The organism is Streptomyces altiplanensis, assembly GCF_053591575.1.
In genome coordinates this window covers 1-22,903 of record NZ_JBSFUB010000016.1, presented here as the reverse complement: position 1 = coordinate 22,903, position 22,903 = coordinate 1, and the positions used below count along the sequence as shown (strand labels likewise).

21 protein-coding genes and 1 pseudogene are annotated in these 22,903 nt (G+C 72.2%); 16 read left to right on the top strand and 6 right to left on the bottom strand.

The window, feature by feature from the left end; translation table 11 throughout:
* Positions 1 to 29: 29 nt before the first annotated feature.
* Both ACWD0Y_RS10745 and ACWD0Y_RS10740 read right to left on the bottom strand, forming a co-directional pair.
* Positions 30 to 644, bottom strand: a complete 615-nt coding sequence (locus tag ACWD0Y_RS10745) for a carbonic anhydrase (RefSeq protein ID WP_450260022.1) — start codon at positions 642 to 644, stop codon at positions 30 to 32.
* Between the two features lie 84 nt (positions 645 to 728).
* Positions 729 to 1,115 (bottom strand): hypothetical protein, encoded by a 387-nt coding sequence (locus tag ACWD0Y_RS10740; RefSeq protein ID WP_450260021.1) that lies wholly within the window; start codon positions 1,113 to 1,115, stop codon positions 729 to 731.
* A gap of 263 nt (positions 1,116 to 1,378) precedes the next feature.
* On the opposite strand from ACWD0Y_RS10740, the gene ACWD0Y_RS10735 reads away from it, so the two are divergent.
* Genes ACWD0Y_RS10735 through ACWD0Y_RS10715 form a run of 5 tightly spaced genes read left to right on the top strand, consistent with a single transcriptional unit; the run spans position 1,379 to position 7,986 of the window.
* Positions 1,379 to 2,869: an ABC transporter substrate-binding protein gene (locus ACWD0Y_RS10735; RefSeq protein ID WP_450260020.1), complete on the top strand. Its 1,491-nt coding sequence runs from the start codon at positions 1,379 to 1,381 to the stop codon at positions 2,867 to 2,869.
* Positions 2,866 to 5,010, top strand: coding sequence for an ABC transporter permease subunit (locus ACWD0Y_RS10730; RefSeq protein WP_450260019.1), 2,145 nt, complete (start codon positions 2,866 to 2,868; stop codon positions 5,008 to 5,010). The genes ACWD0Y_RS10735 and ACWD0Y_RS10730 overlap by 4 nt, the downstream gene beginning before the upstream one ends.
* The gene (locus tag ACWD0Y_RS10725) at positions 5,007 to 5,969 is read left to right on the top strand and encodes an ABC transporter ATP-binding protein (protein ID WP_450260018.1); all 963 of its coding nucleotides are present in this window, start codon (positions 5,007 to 5,009) and stop codon (positions 5,967 to 5,969) included. The genes ACWD0Y_RS10730 and ACWD0Y_RS10725 overlap by 4 nt, the downstream gene beginning before the upstream one ends.
* Positions 5,966 to 6,730, top strand: a complete 765-nt coding sequence (locus tag ACWD0Y_RS10720) for an ATP-binding cassette domain-containing protein (protein WP_450260017.1) — start codon at positions 5,966 to 5,968, stop codon at positions 6,728 to 6,730. Before ACWD0Y_RS10725 ends, ACWD0Y_RS10720 begins: the two co-directional genes overlap by 4 nt.
* Positions 6,727 to 7,986 carry an MDR family MFS transporter gene (locus ACWD0Y_RS10715; protein WP_450260016.1) on the top strand — a complete coding sequence of 420 codons (1,260 nt, stop codon included), beginning with the start codon at positions 6,727 to 6,729 and terminating at the stop codon, positions 7,984 to 7,986. The genes ACWD0Y_RS10720 and ACWD0Y_RS10715 overlap by 4 nt, the downstream gene beginning before the upstream one ends.
* Here the strand turns inward: ACWD0Y_RS10715 and ACWD0Y_RS10710 are convergent.
* Positions 7,979 to 8,770 carry a metal-dependent hydrolase gene (locus ACWD0Y_RS10710; protein WP_450260015.1) on the bottom strand — a complete coding sequence of 264 codons (792 nt, stop codon included), beginning with the start codon at positions 8,768 to 8,770 and terminating at the stop codon, positions 7,979 to 7,981. The genes ACWD0Y_RS10715 and ACWD0Y_RS10710 overlap by 8 nt on opposite strands.
* A gap of 121 nt (positions 8,771 to 8,891) precedes the next feature.
* Between ACWD0Y_RS10710 and ACWD0Y_RS10705 the strand changes: the two genes are divergently transcribed.
* The 3 genes from ACWD0Y_RS10705 (at position 8,892) to ACWD0Y_RS10695 (ending at position 13,127) form a co-directional block, all read left to right on the top strand.
* Positions 8,892 to 11,405, top strand: a complete 2,514-nt coding sequence (locus ACWD0Y_RS10705) for a DEAD/DEAH box helicase (protein ID WP_450260014.1) — start codon at positions 8,892 to 8,894, stop codon at positions 11,403 to 11,405.
* A 46-nt stretch (positions 11,406 to 11,451) separates the two neighbouring features.
* Complete coding sequence (locus ACWD0Y_RS10700; protein WP_450260013.1) at positions 11,452 to 12,330, top strand: acyl-CoA thioesterase; 879 nt, start codon at positions 11,452 to 11,454, stop codon at positions 12,328 to 12,330.
* A gap of 308 nt (positions 12,331 to 12,638) precedes the next feature.
* Positions 12,639 to 13,127, top strand: coding sequence for a glutathione peroxidase (locus tag ACWD0Y_RS10695; protein ID WP_450260012.1), 489 nt, complete (start codon positions 12,639 to 12,641; stop codon positions 13,125 to 13,127).
* Positions 13,128 to 13,210: 83 nt separating this feature from the next.
* Here the strand turns inward: ACWD0Y_RS10695 and ACWD0Y_RS10690 are convergent, their stop codons facing one another.
* Positions 13,211 to 14,437 (bottom strand): acyl-CoA dehydrogenase family protein, encoded by a 1,227-nt coding sequence (locus ACWD0Y_RS10690; protein WP_450260011.1) that lies wholly within the window; start codon positions 14,435 to 14,437, stop codon positions 13,211 to 13,213.
* A gap of 165 nt (positions 14,438 to 14,602) precedes the next feature.
* Here ACWD0Y_RS10690 and ACWD0Y_RS10685 point away from each other — a divergent pair, with 165 nt between their 5' ends.
* On the top strand, positions 14,603 to 15,250 hold the full coding sequence (locus ACWD0Y_RS10685; RefSeq protein ID WP_450260010.1) for a TetR family transcriptional regulator: 648 nt from the start codon (positions 14,603 to 14,605) through the stop codon (positions 15,248 to 15,250).
* A gap of 91 nt (positions 15,251 to 15,341) precedes the next feature.
* Here ACWD0Y_RS10685 and def read toward each other — a convergent pair whose 3' ends face one another.
* Entirely contained in the window at positions 15,342 to 15,887 is a 546-nt protein-coding gene (def, locus tag ACWD0Y_RS10680; protein ID WP_450260009.1) for a peptide deformylase, read from the bottom strand.
* Between the two features lie 149 nt (positions 15,888 to 16,036).
* On the opposite strand from def, the gene ACWD0Y_RS10675 reads away from it, so the two are divergent.
* The 5 genes from ACWD0Y_RS10675 to ACWD0Y_RS10655 all read left to right on the top strand — a co-directional run bounded on the left by ACWD0Y_RS10675 (position 16,037) and on the right by ACWD0Y_RS10655 (position 20,518).
* Complete coding sequence (locus ACWD0Y_RS10675) at positions 16,037 to 17,275, top strand: MurT ligase domain-containing protein (protein ID WP_450260008.1); 1,239 nt, start codon at positions 16,037 to 16,039, stop codon at positions 17,273 to 17,275.
* 31 nt (positions 17,276 to 17,306) lie between these two features.
* Entirely contained in the window at positions 17,307 to 18,035 is a 729-nt protein-coding gene (locus tag ACWD0Y_RS10670) for a type 1 glutamine amidotransferase (protein WP_450260007.1), read from the top strand.
* 145 nt (positions 18,036 to 18,180) lie between these two features.
* Positions 18,181 to 19,206 (top strand): 6-phosphofructokinase, encoded by a 1,026-nt coding sequence (locus ACWD0Y_RS10665; RefSeq protein WP_093802049.1) that lies wholly within the window; start codon positions 18,181 to 18,183, stop codon positions 19,204 to 19,206.
* A gap of 111 nt (positions 19,207 to 19,317) precedes the next feature.
* Positions 19,318 to 20,277, top strand: a complete 960-nt coding sequence (locus ACWD0Y_RS10660; protein WP_450260006.1) for a cytochrome c oxidase assembly protein — start codon at positions 19,318 to 19,320, stop codon at positions 20,275 to 20,277.
* A 79-nt stretch (positions 20,278 to 20,356) separates the two neighbouring features.
* Complete coding sequence (locus tag ACWD0Y_RS10655; protein WP_450260005.1) at positions 20,357 to 20,518, top strand: hypothetical protein; 162 nt, start codon at positions 20,357 to 20,359, stop codon at positions 20,516 to 20,518.
* 82 nt (positions 20,519 to 20,600) lie between these two features.
* Here the strand turns inward: ACWD0Y_RS10655 and ACWD0Y_RS10650 are convergent, their stop codons facing one another.
* A complete protein-coding gene (locus ACWD0Y_RS10650) occupies positions 20,601 to 21,005 on the bottom strand; it encodes an SSI family serine proteinase inhibitor (RefSeq protein WP_450260004.1) in 405 nt (134 codons plus the stop codon).
* Positions 21,006 to 21,619: 614 nt separating this feature from the next.
* On the opposite strand from ACWD0Y_RS10650, the gene ppk2 reads away from it, so the two are divergent.
* Both ppk2 and ACWD0Y_RS10640 read left to right on the top strand, forming a co-directional pair.
* Positions 21,620 to 22,591 carry a polyphosphate kinase 2 gene (gene ppk2 / locus ACWD0Y_RS10645; protein ID WP_450260003.1) on the top strand — a complete coding sequence of 324 codons (972 nt, stop codon included), beginning with the start codon at positions 21,620 to 21,622 and terminating at the stop codon, positions 22,589 to 22,591.
* A gap of 85 nt (positions 22,592 to 22,676) precedes the next feature.
* Positions 22,677 to 22,841 (top strand): annotated as a pseudogene (locus tag ACWD0Y_RS10640) (DUF5670 family protein); the annotation flags it as partial.
* Positions 22,842 to 22,903: the final 62 nt, after the last annotated feature.

Sequence of the window (22,903 nt, the reverse complement as noted above, 5' to 3'; positions counted from 1 at the left end):
GGCCTCGACGAGGGTGTTCGCGCCGGCGCTCACAGCGGAAGGAAGGCGTCGGCGGCGGGCTGGTGGGCCAGGACGAGCCCGGTGTCCACGGCGTAGAACCAGCCGTGGAGCCTCAGTTGTCCGGCGTCGACGCGCTCGGCCACACAGGGGTAGGCGCGCAGCCGGTCCATCTGCTCCCGGACGTTGCGCTGGACGGCCGCCGCCACCCCGGTGTCCGCGTCCGCGTCCGAGCGGAGTGCGCCCAGGTCGTCCGGCAGCTGGCTGTTCAGCCACCCGGCGACCGCCGGTACGGCGCGGAGGTCCTCACCGCGCACCCGCGCGCCGATCGCCCCGCAGTGGGAGTGCCCGCAGACCACGATGTCGGGGACTTGCAGCACGCTCACCGCGTACTCGATGGTCGCGGCCTCGCCGCTGGGCCGGTCCACGCGGTAGGGGGGCACCGCGTTGCCCGCCGTGCGCAGCTCGAAGAGGTCACCGGGGCGTGCGCCGGTGATCAGGGAAGGGACGACGCGGGAGTCGGAGCAGGTGATGAAGAGCGCCTGCGGCGACTGGCCGGCCGCCAGCCGCCCGAACCACTCGCGCTGCTCGTCGCCGGCCGCTATCCGCTCCCCCAGGGAGCGGGCATGGTCGATGAAGGTCTGCATGGGGGGATCGCCTCCAAGAGCGATGACAGTGCCGAGATGACGGATCGGTGTGCACGGGGTCCGGAATCGGCCCGTACGGCCGTGTCAGCAGCGGAAGACTTGGAGGGCGACGGGGAAGTCCCCGGATCTGAAGGGTGCGTGGCAGTACGGCACGGCGACGGCCGCAGCGGAGCGCAGCGGGAGTTCCGCGGGCGGGGACGACAGGGTGCAGACGGTACGGACGGTCGTCTGTGGGGCAACCGTCTCGGGCCGGTGGGCCCGGCGTACGTGGCCCGGGTGCGTTTCGCCCTCGGGGAGCGGGGCCGAGCAGGAACCTCCCGCGACCACCGGCGGCGCCGTCTCCGGGTCGGCGGCGGTCACGGAGTTGCCGGACACGGACACCGCGACGGCGTCGCCGGTCGCGGCCGTGAGGGAGAGCAGCGCGAACACCGCCAACAGCAGCGCCTTGGCGGCTGCGGTGATCCGCAGCACGGTTCCCCCTCCCTGTGACGTCGTGCCGGAAGCCGACACCATTCTGTTCAGGAACAGACACCGGACAGCAACTCGGCAATTTACAACCGTGTTAACTCTCCGCGAACAGGTCGCCTCACCCTTCGCATATGCCATCGCCCCCGTGGTGGCGACGGCCGGACTGCTGAGCGTATGAGCAGGGACGACTATTTGTTGAATATGATTTTCATGAGCTATGTTCTGGTCGCAAACCGTTTGCTCCATGCCCCCCGGAAGAGTCCCCCGTGCCTGTGCCCAAGGTCCTGCCCGTCGCGGCCATAGCCGTCGCGTCCTCCCTGTTGCTCACCGGATGTTTCGCCTCCGGTGCCACCGGTGCCGCCGCCTCCGGGGACAAGCGCATCAGGGTGGCGATGATGCAGCCGCCCCGGTCCGGCCTCTCACCGTTGAGCGACGACGCCTTCAAGCTGTCCCGCTGGAGCACCGCCGAAACGCTGGTGACGCTCGACGCGGAGGGCAACGCGCGTCCCGCACTCGCCGAGAAGTGGCGGCGTACGTCCGATCTGACCTGGGAATTCACCGTCAGGGACGGCGTGCGCTTCCACGACGGCACACCGCTGACCGCCGCCGCCGTGGCCCGCTCGCTCACCGCGGCCGCCACCGCTTCGCCCAAGCCGCGCATCCTGGACGGGGTCGGCCTCACGGTCGAGGCGCGGGGCGACACCGTCACCGTCTCCACCGCCGAGGCGGACCCGCTGGTGCCCGAGCGGATGTCGTCGCCGCAGTTGTCGGTCCTCGCCGCGAAGGCGTACCGGGGCAAGGCGGTGAACCCGGTGGGCGCCGGCACGGGCGCGTTCGTCCTGACCAAGGTGAACGGCACCAGCTCCGCCACGCTGGACCGCAACGAGCACTACTGGGGCGGCGCCGCCAAGGCCCCCGGCATCGACGTGACGTTCGTGCCCGACAGCACCGCCCGCGCCGCCGCGCTGCGCAGCGGCGAGGCCGACATCGTCGAGGCCGTACCGGTGTCGCAGGCGTCGCTGCTGGACGAGAAGCAGATCACCGAGGTGCCGATGCCGCGCACCAACACCCTCTACCTCAACACGTCCAAGGGCGCCTTCAAGGACGCTTCCCTGCGGGCCGCCGCACGCCGGGCCATCGACGCGCGGGCGCTCGTGGACGGGGTCTACGAAGGCCGCGCCGATGTCGCCGAGGGGCTGCTCGGACCCGCCCTGCCGTGGTCGAAGGAGCGGAAGGGACGGACCTCGGCCACCGCTCCCGGAAAGCCGGACGGCGCTTCGGTCACCATCGGCACGTTCACGGACCGGGCCGAGCTGCCCGAGGTCGCCGCGACGCTCCAGCAGCAGCTCCAGAAGGCCGGGTTCAAGGTGAAGCTGGAGGTGCGGGAGTACGCGAACATCGAATCCGACGCGCTGGCGGGCAAGTTCGACGCGTTCGTCCTCTCCCGGGCGACCGTCCTCGACTCCGGCGACCCGGCCGCGTACCTCTACAGCGACTTCGCGAGCGACGGGTCCTTCAACATCGCGCAGCTGAGCGACCCGACCGTGGACAAGGCGTTGCGCAAGGCGGCCGGTACGGCGTCGGGCGACGCGCGGCGCGCGGCCGTCCTCGCGGCCGAGACCGCCGTGCTGAACACGGACGCCGCGATCCCGATGCTGCACGAGCGGGTCGTCCAGGGTGACGCCGCGCACGTCGTCGGCTCGGCGAAGGACCCGCGCGAGCGGGAACTCGTCACCGTCGACACCCACATCAAGTGAAGGCGGCGCTGACGCGGGCCGCCGGCCTGCTCGCCGTCACGGCGGGGGTCGGGCTGCTGCCCTGGCTGTCCGGCAAGGACCCGGCGCTCACCGTGCTGCGGGCCAGGTCCGCCGAACAGGAGCCCACCGCCGAGGCGTTGGACTCGATCCGTGACGACCTCGGTCTCGGCGGCGGGCCGTTCGCGCTGCTCGGCGACTGGGCGGGCGGGCTGGTGCGCGGCGACCTCGGCACCTCGTGGGTCTCGGGGGCGGAGGTCCTGCCGTCCGTACTGTCCGGGCTCGGGGTGTCGCTGCTGCTGATGGGCGCGTCGCTGGTGGTGGCCGTACTGGTCGCCGTCGCGCTGTGCGCCCGGACGGTGGTGCGCGGGGCGCGGGGCACGCTGCGGGGGCATGCGGCCGGTGCGCCGGGCGCGATGCTCGCCTCCGTACCGGAGTTCCTGCTGGCGACGGTGGGGCTGATCGTGCTGGGCGTGTGGTGCGGCTGGCTGCCGACGTCCGGCTGGGCCGGCCCCGCGCACCTGGTGCTGCCCGCGCTGGCCATGGGCGTACCGGCGGGCGGTCTCGTCGGGCGGCTCGTCGACGACGCGCTGCCCGCGGCCTTCGGTGAGCGGTGGGCGGTGCTGTGGCGGGCGTCCGGCGTCACGCCGTGGCGGATCGCGGGCGCGGCGACGCGTCGTGCGATGCCCGCGCTGGTGCCGCAGTTCGGGCTGGTCGCGGTGGGGCTCACGGGTGGCGCGGTCGCGGTGGAGACGGTGTTCGCGGTGCCGGGCATCGGACGTACGGCGCTGGGCGCGGCCAAGTCCCAGGACCTGCCGCTGCTCCAGGGCGCGGTACTGGCCCTGCTGGCGCTGGGGCTGGTGGCGGGAGCGGTGGCGCACGTCGTACGCCGCCGGCTGCTCGGACCGGCGCTGCGAAACGTTTCTGCGGCGCGGTCGGGGCCGACGGGGGTGAAGGGCGCGGCACGGCTGGCGATCTTTGCCGTACGCCGTCGGCTGTTCGGCCCGAGGCCGGGGCCGCTGAGGGGTTCGGCGGTGGCGGCCGGCGCGTCGGGGCCTTCCCCCGTCCCGCCCCTTCCCGAAGCCCTCCCTCGCCGGACGGGCTCGCTTTCCCGGCCCGGGGCGGAAGAACCGGGAGAGCCGGCCCGCCCGGCGAGGGAGACACCGAGCCGCGGACAAGCCCGTCCGACGCCCGGGACACCGGGGCACCAACAAGCCCGTCCGGCGATTGCGGACCGGGGCCCGGGGCAGAGCCCCGTGCCCGGTGCGGCCGGGTCCGCCGCGGCACGCGGGGGTGGCGCGGGGCGGAGCCCTGCGCGCGGCCGGACGGCGGGGGCGAGCGGCGCCTCGCTGGCGTTGCCCGCTCCGCTGCCCGCGCCCGCGGGACCGCTCCGGCGGGCCGTGCCCGTCGTACTGGGCGGGGTGCTGCTGGGAGTCGTCGCCTGGGGGCTGCTGCGGGATCCGTACGCCGTGGACACCGCCGCCCGGCTCGCCGCGCCCTCGGGGGCGCATCCGCTGGGCACCGACGGGCTCGGGCGGGACGTGCTGGCGCGGCTCGGGCACGGGGCGGCCTCCACGGTGGGGGTGGCGCTGGCCGTGTGCGCGATCAGCTACGCCGTCGCCCTGGTCCTGGGGTTCCTGCCGGACTTCACGGCCGGTGCCAGCGATGTCGCCAACGCCCTGCCGCCCGTCGTCGTCGGCATCCTCGTCGCCGCCGTGCTCGGCCCCGGCACGGCGGGCGCCTCGCTGGCCGTCGCACTGGTCTCCTGGCCACCGCTCGCCGCGCACGCCGCCGCCCTGGTGCAGGAGGTGCGCGCGTCCGGCTTCCTCACCGCGCAGCGCGCCATCGGTTCCACCCCGTACCGGATCCTGACCCGGCACGTCCTGCCCGCCGTCGCCGGACCGGTCGCCCGCCACGCGGTGCTCCGGCTGCCCGGGATCGCCCTGGCGCTCGCCTCGCTCGGTTTCCTCGGACTCGGCGTACAGCCGCCCGCGCCGGAGTGGGGGCTGCTCCTCGACGAGTCGCGGATGTACGTCGAGCGCGCCCCGTGGGCCGCGCTCGCGCCTGCGACGGCGCTCGCCCTGCTGGCGGGGCTCGCCGTGTCCCTGTCGTCACTCACCTCCCCGAAGGCCCAACGCCCATGACCCTTCTGTCCGTCCGAGATCTGCGCGTCCGCGTCCGGGACGGGGCGCGGACCGTCACCCCCGTCCGCTCCCTCTCCTTCGACATCCGGCGCGGCGAAGTGCTGGGCCTGGTCGGCGAGTCGGGGGCCGGCAAGTCGCTGACCGCGCGGGCCGTGCTCGGCATGGCGCCGTACGGGGCGGAGATCACCGGCAGCGTGCGGTTCGACGGCCGCGAGCTGGCCGGCGCGGACCGCCGCGCGTACGCGGGGCTGTGGGGGCGGCGCATGGCGTACGTACCGCAGGACGCGCTGGCCGTGCTGTCGCCCGTGCACACCGTCGGGGACCAGATCGCCGCCGCCGTACGGTCGTCGGGGTGCGGGCGCGCGCAGGCGCGGGCCAGGGCCGTCGCCGCGCTCGACAGGGTGGGGATCGCGGACGCGGCGCGGCGGGCGAAGGCGTACCCGCACGAGTTCTCCGGCGGGATGCGCCAGCGCGCGGTGATCGCGATGGCGACCGTCAACGACCCCGACCTGGTCGTCGCGGACGAGCCGACCACCGCGCTCGACCCGACCGTGCAGGCGCAGGTGCTCGACGTGCTCGCCGAGCGGCGCGCGGAGACGGGCGCGGCGCTGATGCTGGTCACGCACGACCTGGGGGTGGTGGCCCGGTACGCCGACCGCGTGCTGGTGATGTACGCCGGGCGGCACACCGAATCCGGGCCCGTGGGCCGGGTGTTCGGGCAGCCGCGCGCCCCGTACACCGCCGCGCTGCTCGCCTCGCTGCCGCCCGGCGAACCGGTGGCCGACCGCAGACTTCCGGCGCTCGGCGGCGCCCCGCCGACGCCCGCCGACGTGCCTGCGGGGTGCGCCTTCGCGCCCCGCTGTCCGCTGGCGGACGACCGCTGCGGCGCCGAGGCCCCCGAAGCCGTGGGCGACGCGCATCTGGTGTCCTGCCACCACGCCCTGGAGGCCGCCGCATGAGCGCGCTGCTGGAGGTACGGGACCTGGTGGTCCGCTACCCGGGCCGCACGGCCGTCGACGGCGTCTCCTTCGAGCTGGCCGCGGGCGAGACCCTCGCCCTGATCGGCGCATCGGGTTCCGGCAAGTCGAGTACGGCGGCGGCCGTGCTCGGGCTGCGCCGCCCCGACAGCGGCGAGGTGTGGTTCGACGGACGTGAGCTGACCGCGCTGGACGAGCGGGCGCTGCGGCCGCTGCGGCCCGCCCTGCAACCGGTGTTCCAGGATCCGTACGGTTCGCTGAGCCCCCGGCAGCGGGTGCGCGACGCGGTGGCCGAGCCCTTGCGCGTACAGGGCCGGTGGGACCGGGACGGCGGTCCGCGGCGGGTGGCCGAACTCCTGGAGATGGTCGGTCTGGACGCCGCGGCCGGCGGGCGCCGGCCGCACGAACTGTCCGGCGGGCAGTGCCAGCGCGTCGGCATCGCGCGGGCGCTGGCGAGCGAGCCGCGGCTGCTGGTGCTCGACGAGCCGGTGTCGGCGCTGGACCCGTCGGTACGGGCCGGGGTGCTCAACCTCCTCACGGACCTCCAGGAACGGTTCGGCCTCGCGTACCTCTTCATCTGCCACGATCTGGCCCTGGTGCGTCATGTGGCGCACCGGGTCGCGGTGATGCGTCACGGCCGGGTGGTGGAGACGGGGCCCGCCCGCCTGCTGTACGGGACGGCCGGGCACCCGTACACGCGCGAACTGCTCGCCGCGGTCCCGTCCGTCGGGGGTGCGCGATGAGCGCCGCCGGTCCGTCCCGGCCGCCCCGGCTGCCCCCGCTGCCCCGGTTGCTGATCTCCAGCCAGTTCGCCTTCAACGTCGGGTTCTTCGCCGTCCTGCCCTATCTCGCCGAGCACCTGAGCGGGACGCTCGGGCTCGCGGGGTGGCTGGTGGGCCTCGTACTGGGGCTGCGCACCTTCAGCCAGCAGGGGCTGTTCGTGGTCGGCGGGGCGCTCACCGACCGGTACGGCGCCCGGCCGGTGGTCCTGGCGGGGTGTGCCCTGCGCGTGGCCGGGTTCGGGTGGCTCGGGTTCGCGGGCGCGACGTGGTCGGTGATCGGGGCGGTCCTGCTGGTGGGGTTCGCCGCGGCGCTGTTCTCGCCCGCGGTGGAGACGGAGATCGCCCGGCAGGCGGTGCGGCACGAGGAGGAGACGGGACTGCCCCGCACCCGGATGCTGGCGCGGTTCTCGGCGGGCGGACAGGCGGGTGCGCTGATCGGTCCCGTACTGGGGGCGCTGCTGCTGTACGGCGGGTTCCGGGCCGCGTGCCTGACGGGCGCCGCGGTCTTCGCCGTCGTCACGGCGGCGCACTGGCGCCTGCTGCCGGGCCGCCCGCCGGCCGGGCCCGGGGAGCACGGCCAGGACGGCCGGGAGCACGTGCCGGTGCGGGACGGGGTGCGGCTGCTGCTGCGCAACCGCGCTTTCCTCGGCCTGTGCCTCGCCTACAGCACCTACCTGCTCGCCTACAACCAGCTCTACCTCGCGCTGCCCGGCGAGCTGCAACGCGCCACGGGGTCGCAGGCCGCGCTCGGCTGGCTCTTCGCGCTGTCGTCGGTGCTGGTGGTCGCCGGGCAGGTGCCGCTGTCGCGGTGGGCGGCGGAGCGGCTGTCGTGGCGGGGCTCCGTGCTCGGCGGGCTGCTGCTGATCGCCGCGTCCTTCGCGGTGGCCGGGGCGCTGCTGGAGGCGGGCGGACTGTGGCCGTCGCTGGCCTTCGTGGTGCTGTTGACGCTGGGGCAGATGCTGGTCGTCCCCGCGACCCGGGCATGGCTGCCGGATCTCGTCGGCGACCGCAGCCTCGGCCTGTTCACCGGTGCGCTGTCGTCCGTGTCGGGCCTGGTGGTGCTGGCGGGCAGCGCCCCGGCCGGGGCGCTGCTGGAGGCGGGCGGGGCGCTGCCGTGGCTGGTGCTGGCGGCGGTGCCGCTGGCGGGGCTGGCGCTGGTGCCGCGTACGGCCCGTACGGCGGCACCGGCGGCCGCGCCCGGCGCACCCGTCAGATGAAGTTGAGCGCCGCCGCGCCGCCCACTCCCCCGAGCAGCATGAACGCCGGCATCAGCACCTTCAGCTCCACCCAGCTGCCCGCGCGGAACCGCAGCGCCTTGGGCGGGCCGATCGGGTACCAGCGCTTGCGGCCGACCGGGATCGGCCACAGGATCGGGCAGCCGGAGACGGTGAGCGCGTCGCCGATGTCGTGCACCAGCGCGCCCAGGACGATCGGCAGGCCGAGCCACAGGTACTCCTGGCCGGAACCGGTGAACAGCCAGTCGGCACCGTTGCCCGGTTTGTCGAGTATGTCCGCCAGCATCCACGCGCTCGTCGCGCCGAGCAGCCACACCAGGACGTCGCTGGACATCCGGGCGGCCCGCCACAGCAGGCCCTCCACGGCCAGCACCAGGTGGACGAAGAGAATCACGAGGACCGCCCAGCGGCCGCCGGTGAACGCCAGGAGCGACGCGCCGCCGCCGGTCATGACCGCCCACAGCCAGGTGTGGGTGAGGGTGCGGTGGCCGCCGGTCCTGCGCGGGTCACCGGGCTTCTTGGTCGCCTTGTAGACGGCGTACGACAGTTTGTCGACGATCTCGCACAGGCCCTTCGACACCGGCCCGAAGGCGCGCGAGATGGTCGCGGACTTGTGGTCGAGGTCGGGGGCGAGGGCCGCGCCCGCGCAGATCAGCGCTCCGACGGCGAGTACGGGCCAGGGCATCGGATGTCCGGCCGCGGCCGCAGCCGCCCCCACCCCCAGCCAGGCCGCTGCTCCTGACAGGGAGTGCGCCGGTCCCATCATGGTCGTTCCCGCCCCATTTGCTCTTGTGGTGTGCCCCGTTGACACGGCAGCGTATCGCTCGCGATCTTCGTAGGGCCGTCCGGTTCCCTCTCGAGGGGGGAAGCCAGGCAAGATGGGGGGCGTGACCCTTATCGATCAGCTGCCCCCGACCGACGACCCCGATGCCCTCTTCGAGGCTTTCTCCTCATGGGCCGAGGGCCGGGGCATCAGCCTCTACCCCGCCCAGGAGGAGGCGCTGATCGAGGTGGTCTCCGGTGCGAATGTGATCTTGTCCACACCCACCGGGTCCGGAAAGAGCCTGGTCGCGGCGGGTGCCCACTTCGCCGCCCTGGCCCAGGACAAGGTCACCTTCTACACCGCGCCGATCAAGGCGCTGGTCTCGGAGAAGTTCTTCGACCTGTGCAAGCTCTTCGGCACCGAGAACGTCGGCATGCTGACGGGCGACGCGTCCGTCAACGCCGACGCCCCGGTCATCGCCTGCACGGCGGAGGTGCTGGCCTCCATCGCGCTGCGCGACGGCAAGCACGCCGACATCGGCCAGGTCGTGATGGACGAGTTCCACTTCTACGCCGAGCCGGACCGCGGCTGGGCCTGGCAGATCCCGCTCCTGGAACTGCCGCAGGCCCAGTTCGTCCTCATGTCGGCGACGCTCGGCGACGTCTCGATGTTCGAGAAGGACCTGACCCGCCGCACCGGCCGCCCGACCTCCGTGGTGCGCTCCGCGACCCGTCCGGTCCCTCTCTCCTACGAGTACCGTCTGACCCCCATCACCGAGACGCTGACCGAGCTGCTGGAGACCAAGCAGGCTCCCGTCTACATCGTGCACTTCACGCAGGCGGCGGCCGTCGAGCGGGCGCAGTCGCTGATGAGCATCAACATGTGCTCGCGCGAGGAGAAGGACCAGATCGCCGAGCTGATCGGCAACTTCCGCTTCACCACCAAGTTCGGCAAGAACCTCTCCCGGTACGTGCGGCACGGGATCGGCGTGCACCACGCGGGCATGCTGCCCAAGTACCGCAGGCTCGTCGAGAAGCTCGCGCAGGCGGGCCTGCTGAAGGTCATCTGCGGTACGGACACCCTGGGCGTCGGCGTCAACGTCCCCATCCGCACGGTGCTGTTCACCGCGCTCACGAAGTACGACGGCACGCGCGTCCGCACGCTCCGCGCCCGCGAGTTCCACCAGATCGCGGGCCGCGCCGGCCGGGCCGGTTTCGACACGGCGGGCCTGGTCGTCGCGCAGGCGCCCGAGCACGTCGTCGAGAACGAGAAGGCGCTCGCCAAGGCGGGCGACGACCCGAAGAAGCGCCGCAAGGTGGTCCGCAAGAAGGCCCCCGAGGGCTTCGTCGCCTGGTCCGAGTCGACCTTCGACAAGCTCATCACGTCCGACCCCGAGCCGCTGACCAGCCGCTTCCGCGTCACGCACACCATGCTGCTCTCGGTCATCGCCCGCCCCGGCAACCCCTTCGCGGCCATGCGCCACCTCCTGGAGGACAACCACGAGCCGCGCAAGGCGCAGCTGCGGCACATCCGCCGGGCCATCGCCATCTTCCGCTCGCTGCTCGACGGCGGCGTGGTGGAGATGCTGGACACCCCGGAGCCCGACGGCCGTACCGTACGGCTGACCGTCGATCTCCAGCAGGACTTCGCGCTCAACCAGCCGCTGTCCACGTTCGCGCTGGCCGCGTACGAGCTGCTGGACCCGGAGTCCCCCTCGTACGCCCTGGACATGGTCTCCGTGGTCGAGTCGACGCTGGACGACCCGCGCCAGATCCTCGCCGCCCAGCAGAACAAGGCGCGCGGCGAGGCGGTCGGCCAGATGAAGGCGGACCGCGTCGAGTACGAGGAGCGCATGGAGCGGCTCCAGGAGATCACGTACCCGAAGCCGCTGGAGGAGCTGCTCTGGCACGGGTACAACGTCTACCGCAAGAGCCACCCGTGGGTCGGCGACCACCCGGTGTCCCCGAAGTCCGTGGTCCGCGACATGTACGAGCGGGCCATGACCTTCTCGGAGTTCACCTCGCACTACGAGCTGGCCCGCACCGAGGGCATCGTGCTGCGCTACCTGGCGGGCGCGTACAAGGCGCTGGAGCACACCATCCCGGACGACATCAAGTCCGAGGACCTGGAGGACCTGATCGCCTGGCTCGGCGAGCTGGTGCGCCAGGTCGACTCCAGCCTCCTCGACGAGTGGGAGCAGCTCGCCAACCCCGAGGTGGAGACGGCCGAGCAGGCCCAGGAGCGCGCCGACCAGGTCAAGCCGGTCACGGCGAACGCGCGCGCCTTCCGGGTCCTCGTGCGCAACGCCATGTTCCGCCGCGTCGAGCTCGCCGCCCTGGACAACGTCCGGGAGCTGGGCGAGATGGACGGCGAGTCCGGCTGGGACGAGGACAAGTGGGGCGAGGCCATGGACGCGTACTGGGACGAGTACGAGGACCTGGGCACCGGGCCCGACGCCCGCGGACCCAAGCTGCTGATGATCGAGGAGGACGCCGAGCACGGCCTGTGGCGCGTCCGCCAGACCTTCGCCGACCCGAACGGCGACCACGACTGGGGCATCAGCGCGGAGGTCGATCTCGCCGCCTCCGACGAGGAGGGGCGGGCCGTGGTCCGCGTCACCTCGGTCGGCCAGCTGTAGAAGCCGGCTGCCCAGCCCGGCCGCACAACCAAGGAGAAGAACCCCCGTGACGACCAACCCCGCCGAACGCCTCGTCGACCTGCTCGACCTGGAGCGGATCGAGGTCAACATCTTCCGGGGCCGCAGCCCCCAGGAGTCCCTGCAACGGGTCTTCGGGGGGCAGGTCGCCGGTCAGGCCCTGGTCGCGGCCGGCCGTACGACCGAGGGCGACCGGCCCGTGCACTCCCTGCACGCGTACTTCCTGCGGCCCGGCCGCCCCGGTGTGCCGATCGTCTACCAGGTGGAGCGGGTGAGGGACGGGCGTTCCTTCACCACCCGGCGGGTCACGGCCGTCCAGGAGGGCCGGACGATCTTCAACCTGACCGCCTCCTTCCACCGGCCGGAGGAGGCCGCGTTCGAGCACCAGCTGCCGCCGCGCCTGGACTTCCCGGACCCGGACTCGCTGCCGCCGGTGGCGGACGAGATCCGCGAGCACCTGGGGGAACTGCCCGAGGCGCTGGACCGGATGGCCCGCCGGATGCCCTTCGACATCCGTTACGTCGACCGGCTGCGCTGGACCGCCGAGGAGACCAAGGAGGCGGACCCGCGCAGCGCGGTGTGGATGCGCGCGGTCGGGCCGCTGGGCGACGACCAGCTCGTGCACACGTGCGCGCTGGCGTACGCGTCCGACATGACGCTGCTCGACGCGGTCCGCATCCCGGTGGAGCCGCTGTGGGGGCCGCGCAACTTCGACATCGCGTCGCTGGACCACGCGATGTGGTTCCACCGGCCGTTCCGGGCCGACGAGTGGTTCCTGTACGACCAGGAGTCCCCCGTCGCGACGGGAGCGCGGGGGCTGGCGCGCGGCCGGATCTACGACCGGGACGGCAACCTGCTGGTGTCGGTGGTGCAGGAGGGACTGTTCCGCCTGCTGCCGGCCGCCTGACCGCCCTGCTGCTCCTCGTGAGGCCGGCGCTTGGGGGAGCAGCATGCGGCCCGGGACGGGCGGGATGCCGTACAGCCGGTGACGGTGCGGCCGGCGTAATGGTTCCCTTCCTCGTCCCGACCGGCTGCCGTCCCCGGCGGAACGCGCGTTCACGGGGCTGTTCCGGGAGGCCGGCGGCGTGCCGCGGGAGCTCGCGGATCCATGGGTCCGCGTGCCCGCGCGGCACGCCGCCTCCGGTCTCTGGAACAGTACGGACCAGTGACCGACGGCCGGCAGCGCCCGGCCACCCGTAGCCCTAGGAGACACCGATGAGCCTGTACGACATCCCTCTGCGCACCCTGACCGGCGAGCCGACCACGCTGGAGGCCCACAAGGGCAAGGTGGTGCTGGTGGTGAACGTGGCGTCCAAGTGCGGGCTGACGCCGCAGTACGCCGGTCTGGAGCGGCTCCAGCAGACGTACGCGGACCGGGGCTTCACGGTGATCGGTGTGCCGTGCAACCAGTTCGCGGGACAGGAGCCGGGCAGCGCGGAGGAGATCGGGACGTTCTGCTCGGCGAGCTACGGCGTGACGTTCCCGCTGCTGGAGAAGATCGAGGTCAACGGTGATCACCGGCACCCGCTGTACGACGAGCTGACCCAGGTGAAGGACGCGGACGGCGAGGCCGGGGACGTCCAGTGGAACTTCGAGAAGTTCCTGGTCAGCGGCAAGGGCGAGGTCGTCGGGCGGTTCCGTCCGCGTACCGAGCCGGAGGCCACCGAGGTCGTCGCGGCCATCGAGGCGCAGCTCTCGGCCTGACGCGGCACGCACGAAGGCGCCGGCCCCGCCCCCCGGCGGTTCCGGCGCCTTCGCGTACGCACCCCCGCGGGCTCCGCCGGGCGTCAGCGGATCGGCATGCCCGACAGGGTGCGGGCGATCACGAGGCGCTGGATCTCGCTCGTGCCCTCGAAGATCGTGTAGATCGCGCTGTCGCGGTGCATGCGCTCCACCGGGTACTCCCGCGTGAAGCCGTTGCCGCCGAGGATCTGCACGGCCTGCGCCGTGACCTTCTTGGCCGTCTCACTGGCGTACAGCTTCGACATCGAGCCCTCGGCGGCGGTGAACGGCTTGCCCGTGGCCGCCATCCAGGAAGCGCGCCACACCAGCAGCCGCGCCGCGTCGATCTGGGTGCGCATGTCGGCGAGCTGGAAGGCGACGCCCTGGTTGTCGATGATCGGGCGGCCGAACTGCTCCCGCGTCTTCGCGTAGTCGAGCGCGACCTCGTACGCGGCGCGGGCGGTGCCCACCGCCATGGCGCCGACGGCCGGGCGCGACGCCTCGAAGGTGGCCATCGCCGCGTTCTTCCCCCGCTCGCCGCCCTTCCTGGCGCGCTCGCGGGCCCGGGCGAGGCGCTCGTCGAGCTTCTCCTTGCCGCCGAGCAGGCAGTGGCCGGGCACCCGCACGTTCTCCAGTACGACCTCGGCGGTGTGCGAGGCGCGGATGCCGTGCTTCTTGAACTTCTGCCCCTGGGAGAGGCCTTCGGTGGCGGGCGGCACGATGAAGGAGGCGTGGCCCTTGGAGCCGAGTTCCGGGTCCACGAGCGCCACGACGACATGGACGTTGGCGATGCCGCCGTTGGTCGCCCACGTCTTGGTGCCGTTCAGCACCCACTCGTCCTTGGCCTCGTCGTACACGGCGCGCGTGCGCATCGCGGAGACGTCGGAGCCCGCGTCCGGCTCGGAGGAGCAGAAGGCGGCGACCTTGACGTCGGAGGCGTCGCCGTACATCTGCGGGATCCAGGTGCCGATCTGCTCCTCGGTGCCGTTCGCGAGGACGCCGACGGCGGCCAGGCCCGTGCCGGCTATGGACAGGCCGATGCCCGCGTCGCCCCAGAAGAGCTCCTCCATCGCCATCGGGATTCCCAGGCCCGTCGGGTCGAAGAACTGCTGTGCGTAGAAATCGAGGGAGTAGATGCCGAGTTTGGCCGCTTCCTGGATGACGGGCCAGGGCGTCTCCTCGCGCTCGTCCCATTCGGCGGCGGCCGGGCGCATCACATCGGCGGCGAACCCGTGGATCCAGTCGCGGACCTGCTTCTGGTCATCGTTGAGTTCGAGCGTGAACTCGGCCATGTCCCCTCCAGCACTGCGTTCATTTCTTGCGTTACTTGCGGTAACGCGAGTCTGTTATCGCCCGGTGGGCAGTGTCAACTGCCGTCGTACGGACCGGCGCGGGCCACGGCCATGGTGTTACGTTGCGCAGGCGTCACGGAATCGTTTTGGGCGGGGAGACACACCATGGAAACCACACAGCAGGACGGGCAGCAGCGCTCCGCTGCCGCACAGCGACGGCGGGAGCTGCTGGAGGCGGCGGACCGCGTGGTACTGCGGGACGGTCCGCAGGCTTCCATGAACGCCATAGCCGCCGAGGCCGGGATCACGAAACCGATCCTCTACCGGCACTTCGGCGACAAGGGCGGGCTCTACCGCGCCCTGGCCAAACGCCACACCGACGCGCTGCTCGCGGCCCTGCGGGCGGCGCTCGACGCGCCCGCCGAGCGGCGTGAGCGGGTCGAGGCGACACTCGACACCTACCTCGCCGCGATAGAGGCCCGCCCGCAGGTCTACCGGTTCCTGATGCACCCCTCCGAGGACGCGCACCAGCCGGAGCAGGGCTTCGACGTCGGCCGCCACTCGGCGCCGCTGCTGCGCAGGCTCGGCGAGGAACTGGCCACGGTGATCGCCGAACGCGTGGACCTCGGGCCCGACAACGCGCAGCTGGCCCGGGTGTGGGGGCACGGCATCGTCGGCATGATGCACGCGGCGGGCGACTGGTGGCTGGGCGAACGCCCCTGCTCGCGCGAGCGGTTGGTGTCCAGCCTCGCGGACCTGCTGTGGGGCCGCCTGGCCGCCGCGAGCGACCGCGCGGGCGGCCCCGGCTTCTAGCGGCCCCGGCTTCCAGTCGCCGCGCGGAGCCTTTCCCCGCCCCGCTCCTCCGGCGCCCGAGGAGCGGGGCCCGGGCCGTCCCGGCCCCGTCCTACGCCTCGCGCCCCCACGGCGTCCGCCGCGCCGCCCGCAGCGCCCTGCCCCGGCGCCAGCCGGTGAGGCGGTCCGTATAGACCAGTCCGTCCAGGTGGTCGCACTCGTGCTGGAGGCAGCGGGCGAAGAAGCCGGTGCCTTCGACACGCACCGGCGAGCCCGTCACCGAAACGCCCTCCACCACCGCCCGGTCGAAGCGTTCGGTGCCCGCCTCGATGCCCGGCAGGGACAGACACCCCTCCGGACCGCGTACGGTGATGCCGTCGGCCTCGACCAGTCGGGGGTTGACGATGTGCCCCACGTGCCGGACGTCCTCGTCGTCCGGGCAGTCGTAGACGAAGACGCGCAGCGGTACGCCGACCTGGTTGGCCGCGAGGCCGACTCCCTCGGCGGCGTACATCGTCGCGTACATGTCCTCGACGAGCCGGACCAGCGAGGGACCGAAATCGGTCACCGCCTCGCAGGGCGCGTGCAGCGCCGGGTCACCGAGCAGTGTCATGGGTCGTACGAACCCGGAACTGCCGGGAATCGGGCGGTGTCGCATGGCGGCAAGCGTACGTTCCACCGGGTGCTCCAGCGCCCCCGGTGGTGCCGGGGTGCGGGGGCGCGACTGGATCTCGATAGGCTGAGCCCCGACGTTGACCGGTGGACCTGGGGCAGATGCGGCGCCGGATGCAAGGAGGATCAGTGACGATGGCAGGCAACACGGAGCCGTTGTCGCCGCGGGCCAAGCTGGCCGTGACGGCAGGCAAGGCCGCGGCGGCGGTGTCCCGCGCCGCGGGACGCGGCAGCGGATCCGTGATCGGCGGCAAGGTGGCGCTCAAGCTCGACCCCGACCTGCTCGGGCGGCTCGCCCAGCATCTCGACGTCGTGCTCGTCTCCGCGACGAACGGCAAGACGACGACGACCCGGCTCATCGCCGAGGCGCTGCGGGCCAGCGGCCCGGTCGTCTCCAACGCGCTCGGCGCCAACATGCCGGCGGGCATCACCTCCGCCCTGGCGGGCGGCTCGGACGCGAAGTACGGCGTGATCGAGGTCGACGAGAAGTACCTCGCCGGAGTCGCACGGGACGTGACGCCGAAGGCGATCGCCCTGCTCAACCTCTCCCGCGACCAGCTCGACCGGGCCGCGGAGACGCGGATGCTCGCCGAGAAGTGGCGCGAGGGCCTGTCCGGCACGAAGGCCGTCGTCATCGCGAACGCCGACGACCCGCTGATCGTCTGGGCCGCTTCCTCCTCCCCCAGCGTGGTGTGGGTGGCGGCGGGCCAGGAGTGGAAGGACGACGCCTGGTCCTGCCCGTCCTGCGGCGGTGTGATGCAGCGCCCCGGCGACGACTGGTTCTGCGGCGAGTGCGGCTTCCGCCGCCCGTCCCCGAGCTGGGTGCTGAGCGGCGACCACGTCCTGGACCCGCACGGCTCGGCCTGGCCGATCCACCTCCAGCTGCCCGGCCGCGCCAACAAGGCGAACGCCGCCACCTCCGCCGCGGTCGCGGCCGTGTTCGGCGTGCCGCCGCAGGTGGCGCTGGAGCGGATGTACGAGGTCCAGGCGGTCGCCGGCCGGTACGACGTGGTGCGGTTCCAGGAGCGCGAGCTGCGGCTGCTGCTCGCGAAGAACCCGGCGGGCTGGCTCGAAACGTTCTCCCTCATCAACCCGCCGCCCACGCCGGTGATCCTGGCCGTCAACGCGCGCGGCGCGGACGGCACGGACACCTCCTGGCTGTGGGACGTCGACTACACCCGGCTCGCCGGCCACCCGATCTTCGTGCTCGGTGACCGCAAGCTGGACCTCGCCGTGCGCCTGGAGGTCGCGAACCTGGAGTTCCGGGTCTGCGAGACGCTCGACGAGGCCGTGCAGCTCGCGCCGCCCGGGCTGATCGAGACGATCGCCAACTACACCGCGTTCCAGGACCTGCGCCGCCGCGTCGGCAACTAGGCCCGCGTACACCAAAAAAGGACGAGCAAGCATGAGCGACAACAGCCTGCGCCTGGTGTGGATCTACCCGGACCTGCTGAGCACGTACGGCGACCAGGGCAACGCCCTCGTCGTGGAGCGCCGGGCCCGCCAGCGCGGCCTCGACGTCCACCGCGTGGACGTACGCAGCGACCAGCAGATCCCCACGTCGGGCGACATCTACCTGATCGGCGGCGGTGAGGACCGTCCGCAGCGCCTCGCGGCCGAGCGGCTGCGCCGCGACGGCGGCCTGGAGCGCGCCGTGTCCAACGGCGCGATCGTCTTCTCCGTCTGCGCCGGGTACCAGATCCTCGGCCACGAGTTCATCAACGACCTCGGCGAGCGCGAGCAGGGCCTCGGGCTGCTCGACGTGGTCAGCACGCGCGGCGAGGGCGAGCGGTGCGTCGGCGACGTCCTCGGGGACATCGACGAGCGTCTCGGCCTGCCGCCGCTGACGGGGTTCGAGAACCACCAGGGCATCACGCACCTGGGCCCGACGGCGCGGCCGTTCGCCCGGACGCGGATCGGCAAGGGCAACGGAACCGGCGACGGCACGGAGGGCGCGTACAACGGAACCGTCTTCGGTACGTACATGCACGGCCCCGTGCTCGCCCGCAACCCGCTCATCGCGGACCTGCTGCTGAAGCTGGCCCTCGACGTCAACGCGCTGCCGCCCACCGACGACCGGTGGTACGAGGCGCTGCGCGCCGAGCGCATCGCGTCGGTGACCCAGCCCGCCTGACGGACTGTCGCGGTTCGTACGCTTTTGGGGTGTCCAGCTGGCGGACGCCGGGTTCGGCCCCGTCACTCTGCGCGAGTAGGGTGACGGGGATCCAGCCGGACGACGTGGTCCGGTCCTCGGCCCACGTTGCAAAGGTATTCCGGGCATGCGCATTGGTGTACTCACTTCCGGCGGCGACTGCCCCGGCCTGAACGCTGTCATCCGTTCCGTCGTGCACCGCGCCGTTGTCGACCACGGCGACGAGGTCATCGGCTTCCACGACGGCTGGAAGGGTCTCCTGGAAGGCGACTACCGCAAGCTCGACCTCGACGCGGTAGGCGGCATCCTGGCTCGCGGCGGCACGATTCTCGGCTCTTCCAGGGTCCAGCCCGCGCATCTGCGCGGCGGCGTCGAGACGGCCCGCGGCCATGTCGCGGACCTCGGGCTCGACGCGATCATCCCGATCGGCGGCGAAGGCACGCTGAAGGCGGCGAACCTGCTGTCCGAGGCGGGGCTGCCGATCGTCGGCGTACCGAAGACCATCGACAACGACATCGCGTCGACCGACGTCACCTTCGGCTTCGACACGGCCGTCGGGGTCGCGACCGAGGCGCTCGACCGGCTCAAGACCACCGCCGAGTCGCACCAGCGGGTGCTGATCGTCGAGGTCATGGGGCGGCACACCGGCTGGATCGCGCTCCACTCCGGCATGGCGGCCGGCGCGCACGCCATCGTCGTGCCCGAGCGCCCCTTCGACATCGGTGAGCTGACCGAGCTGGTCGGCAAGCGCTTCTCGGCCGGCAAGCGCTTCGCGATCGTCGTGGTCGCCGAGGGCGCCAAGCCGCGCGAGGGCTCCATGGAGTTCGACATCGGGGGCAAGGACATGTACGGCCACGAGCGCTTCGCGGGCGTCGCCCGGCAGCTGTCCGTCGAGCTGGAGGAGCGCCTCGGCAAGGAGGCGCGTCCGGTCATCCTCGGCCACGTCCAGCGCGGCGGCACCCCGACGGCGTACGACCGTGTCCTCGCGACCCGCTTCGGCTGGCACGCGGTGGAGGCGGCGCACCGCGGCGAATTCGGCATGATGACGGCGCTGCGCGGCACGGACATCGTGATGGTTCCGCTGGCCGAGGCCGTGGAGACCCTCAAGACGGTGCCCAGCGAGCGGTACGCCGAGGCCGAGTGCGTGCTGTGACGTTCCTGACGGTTGTCTGAGTGACTGCCCCCGGCCGCGGACGCGGCCGGGGGCAGTTCTAGTCTGTAGCGGACAACCGGCACGAATGGGCATCCCCACGGGAGTACGCAGATGGATCACAGCGGGCACGGCAGCGGCATGGACATGGATCTGCCGCCGTTCACGCTGGGACGGGGGCTGGAGTTCTCCCCCGACCTCTTCTTCCTGGTGGGGTGCGTGCTGGCGCTCGCCCTGTACGGGTGGGGCGTGGTGCGGCTGCGCCGGCGCGGCGACGGCTGGCCGGCCGGCCGGACGGTCTTCTTCGTCATCGGCGTGCTGAGCGTGGCGCTGGTGATGTGCACCAAGCTCAACGACTACGGCATGGTCATGTTCAGCGTGCACATGGTCCAGCACATGGTGATCAGCATGCTCTCGCCGATCCTGCTGCTGCTCGGCGCGCCGGTGACGCTGGCGCTGCGGGCGCTGCCGGTGGCGGGGCGCGGGAACCGCAAGGGGCCGCGCGAGGTGCTGCTGATGCTGCTGCACAGCCGCTACATGAAGATCGTCACCCATCCGGCGTTCACGATCCCGCTGTTCATCGCGTCCCTGTACGCGCTCTACTTCACACCCGTCTTCGACTTCCTGATGGGGAGCAAGCCGGGCCACCTGGGCATGATGGTCCACTTCCTCGCCGTCGGCCTGGTCTTCTTCTGGCCGATCATGGGCATCGACCCGGGGCCGCACCGCCCGGGTTATGTGATGCGGATGCTGGAGCTCTTCGCCGGGATGCCGTTCCACGCGTTCTTCGGCATCGCGCTGATGATGGCGTCCCAGCCGATGGTCGGTACGTACGCGAACCCGCCCGCGTCGCTCGGCATCGACGCGCTGAGCGACCAGAACTGGGCGGGCGGCATCGCCTGGGCGTTCTCGGAGATCCCGTCGGTACTGGTGCTGATCGCGCTGGTGTTCCAGTGGTACCGGTCCGAGCAGCGGGTCGCGCGGCGCGCGGACCGGGCGGCGGACCGCGACGGGGACAAGGAGCTGGAGGCGTACAACGCCTACCTCGCCTCGCTCCAGGCGCGCGGCCGCTAGGTCGCCGGTAACGTCGGCACGGTAGCGCGGGAGCCCTTCAGGGGCGACGATGGCCCTCCATCAGAAGAAGGGGGTGCGCATGCCCGGTTCTGTGAAGTCGATGGGGGTGCTCACCGTAGGGACGCTGGTCGTGATCTCGGCGTACACGGTGGCACTCGGGAGCAACGGCTGGCTGTGGTTCGGCTGGATCGTGCTCGGTCTGGTCACGGCCGGACTGGCCGCCACGTCGCGCAGCCGGTGAGCAGCCCGCGAGCAGCTGCGGAAACGTCACTGCGCGAAGCGCCCTGGAGTGGCCCCGAGCGCGGAGCGCGGGTCCGGAGCGCTCAGAAGCGGAAGACCGGCCCGGTCGCGGCATCGAGCACGCACGCGTTCGGATAGGTCTTCTGCCACGCCGCCGAACGCCCGCGCCAGCTGCCCTTGGCGCTCACGGTCACCGGCTCGTACTGCTTGGTGCACGCACGCGGGTTCCCGGGCAGCCGGTCGAGATCGCCGTCCGCCTTGTCGAGCGCCGCGCACGCGCCGGCGGCGTCCGGGTGCGGCCCCGGGAAGCCGGGAGGACACTTCAGCAGTACGCCCCGGATCCAGGTGTTCTCCGCGCCCGAAACGGTGAGGAACAGGCCGTGGGACGGTTTCGGCTCGTCGGGGACGTCCACGGCGGCCCTGGCGGGCACGGCCGCACTCGCGAGGGTGAGCAGAGCGACTGCGGTGAGGGTGGCTGAGGAGCGCATCCGGACCTCCTGGGGCTGGGCAGCTCGGCGACTGAGTGCCGGGAGAGGCCAGGCCACCTCCTACCACAGCCTCCGGCAAGCGACCACGCGACGGCGTCGCACACACGGGTACGTACGCTGCTCCGTACGGCGGGACGCCGTACGGCCCGGTCCCCGGCCCCCTCGTGCCGCCCGGCTACGGCCGTGCCCCCGCGGTGAGGCGCGCCGAGGTCTCCGTGAGGGAGACGGTGCCGGGCGCCGCGGCCTGGTCAGCGCCTCGGGCGCCGGGCCCCGCTCGACGGGCTCGCCCGCGTCCGGGGAGGTGCTCGTCGCCCGTACGACGGGTGAGCACGGCCCTGGTGCCGACACCGTGCGCTTCGGGATTCCCCTCGGAACAGCACCGGACTTCAAAGCCCCGTTTCTCCGGTGCGTAGACGGACGAGGCGTGGGCACATGGCTTCCAGAAAAACATCCCGAAGGAACACACCTACGGCTCGACAGGAGAACGTGGTGACGAATTACGGGAGCTCATCCGCCGCGGCCCCCCGTCCCGGTCTTGTCCGCTCCGACGCGGCTCTCGGACCGGTGGCCGTGGCCGGCGGCCTCACCTGGTACGCCGGCGGCCGAGCGACAGCATGACCGACGCCGACGACGAGGCCCTTCTCGAAGGGCTGACGGTCGACAACCGCCACCCCGAGCGGCCCGTCCTGCTCGATGACGACGGCCGGCCGCTGCAGACGTGGCGGGAGAACCACCCGTACGACCACAAGGTCCGACGCCAGGAGTACGAGCAGAGCAAGCGGTTGCTCCAGATCGAACTGCTCAAACTGCAGCGGTGGGTGAAGGACACGGGGCAGCGGATCGTGGTGATCTGCGAGGGGCGTGACGCGGCGGGAAAGGGCGGCACCATCCAGCGCTTCACCGAGCGGCTCAATCCCCGGGGCGCCCGCGTGGTGGCTCTGGACAAGCCCACCGAACACGAGGCGGGCCAGTGGTATTTCCAGCGGTACGTCGCCCATCTCCCGTCCGCGGGGGAAATCGTCTTCTTTGACCGCTCCTGGTACAACCGGGCGGGGGTCGAGCGCGTCATGGGCTTCTGCACTCCGGCCGAGTGCCGGCACTTCCTCCAGCAGGCCCCGATGTTCGAGCGGATGCTCACCGAGGACGGAATCCTGCTGGTGAAATTCTGGTTCTCCGTCTCCCGCAACGAGCAGCGCACCCGGTTCGCCATCCGGCAGGTGGACCCGGTGAGGCAGTGGAAACTCTCGCCGACCGATCTGGCTTCGCTGGATCTGTGGGACGCCTACACGGCGGCGAAGGTCGACATGTTCCGGGCCACCGACACGGTTCACGCGCCGTGGACCGTCGTGAAGAACAACGACAAGAAGCGCGGACGGCTGGAGGCGATGCGCAGCCTGCTGTCGCGATTCGACTACACGAACAAGGACGACAAGGCGGTCGGTGAGCCCGACCCGCTGATCGTCGGCCCGGCGGACACCCTCCTGGAACCCGGCGAGGAGAGCACCGTCCTCTCCCCGACCCCTCTCGCCGGCCGCCCCCAGGGGCCGGGTGACCACCCCGGTTCCGCGGAGGGCACCTCGCGGTGAGCCGACTGCTCAGCCGCGGCCTGCGGATCGCCGTCTGCATAGCCGGGTGCCGGCAGGGCATACGAGTGCTCGGAGGTTGATAATCATGGTTCCCCTGCTACTCGTCCTGCTTCTCGCGCTGATTCTCTTCGGCGCCGGATTCGCCCTGAAGGCCCTGTGGTGGATTGCCGTCATCGTTCTGGTGATCTGGTTGCTCGGCTTCGTCATGCGGTCCGCCGGCAGCGGCGGCCGCAAGGGACGTTGGTACCGCTCGGGCGACCGCCCGCAAGCTGCGCGACCTCGACGACAACGACGTCGACGGTCTGCTGCGGC

Bases quoted from the DNA above. Each gene is read 5' to 3' on its own strand.
- ACWD0Y_RS10650 (WP_450260004.1), bottom strand. From the start codon at position 21,005: ATGCGCTCCTCAGCCACCCTCACCGCAGTCGCTCTGCTCACCCTCGCG.
- ppk2 (WP_450260003.1), top strand. From the start codon at position 21,620: ATGACCGACGCCGACGACGAGGCCCTTCTCGAAGGGCTGACGGTCGAC.
- ACWD0Y_RS10720 (WP_450260017.1), top strand. From the start codon at position 5,966: ATGAGCGCGCTGCTGGAGGTACGGGACCTGGTGGTCCGCTACCCGGGC.
- ACWD0Y_RS10660 (WP_450260006.1), top strand. From the start codon at position 19,318: ATGGATCACAGCGGGCACGGCAGCGGCATGGACATGGATCTGCCGCCG.
- ACWD0Y_RS10695 (WP_450260012.1), top strand. From the start codon at position 12,639: ATGAGCCTGTACGACATCCCTCTGCGCACCCTGACCGGCGAGCCGACC.
- ACWD0Y_RS10710 (WP_450260015.1), bottom strand. From the start codon at position 8,770: ATGATGGGACCGGCGCACTCCCTGTCAGGAGCAGCGGCCTGGCTGGGG.
- ACWD0Y_RS10675 (WP_450260008.1), top strand. From the start codon at position 16,037: ATGGCAGGCAACACGGAGCCGTTGTCGCCGCGGGCCAAGCTGGCCGTG.
- ACWD0Y_RS10670 (WP_450260007.1), top strand. From the start codon at position 17,307: ATGAGCGACAACAGCCTGCGCCTGGTGTGGATCTACCCGGACCTGCTG.
- ACWD0Y_RS10715 (WP_450260016.1), top strand. From the start codon at position 6,727: ATGAGCGCCGCCGGTCCGTCCCGGCCGCCCCGGCTGCCCCCGCTGCCC.
- ACWD0Y_RS10690 (WP_450260011.1), bottom strand. From the start codon at position 14,437: ATGGCCGAGTTCACGCTCGAACTCAACGATGACCAGAAGCAGGTCCGC.
- ACWD0Y_RS10745 (WP_450260022.1), bottom strand. From the start codon at position 644: ATGCAGACCTTCATCGACCATGCCCGCTCCCTGGGGGAGCGGATAGCG.
- ACWD0Y_RS10655 (WP_450260005.1), top strand. From the start codon at position 20,357: ATGCCCGGTTCTGTGAAGTCGATGGGGGTGCTCACCGTAGGGACGCTG.
- def (WP_450260009.1), bottom strand. From the start codon at position 15,887: ATGCGACACCGCCCGATTCCCGGCAGTTCCGGGTTCGTACGACCCATG.
- ACWD0Y_RS10685 (WP_450260010.1), top strand. From the start codon at position 14,603: ATGGAAACCACACAGCAGGACGGGCAGCAGCGCTCCGCTGCCGCACAG.
- ACWD0Y_RS10725 (WP_450260018.1), top strand. From the start codon at position 5,007: ATGACCCTTCTGTCCGTCCGAGATCTGCGCGTCCGCGTCCGGGACGGG.
- ACWD0Y_RS10665 (WP_093802049.1), top strand. From the start codon at position 18,181: ATGCGCATTGGTGTACTCACTTCCGGCGGCGACTGCCCCGGCCTGAAC.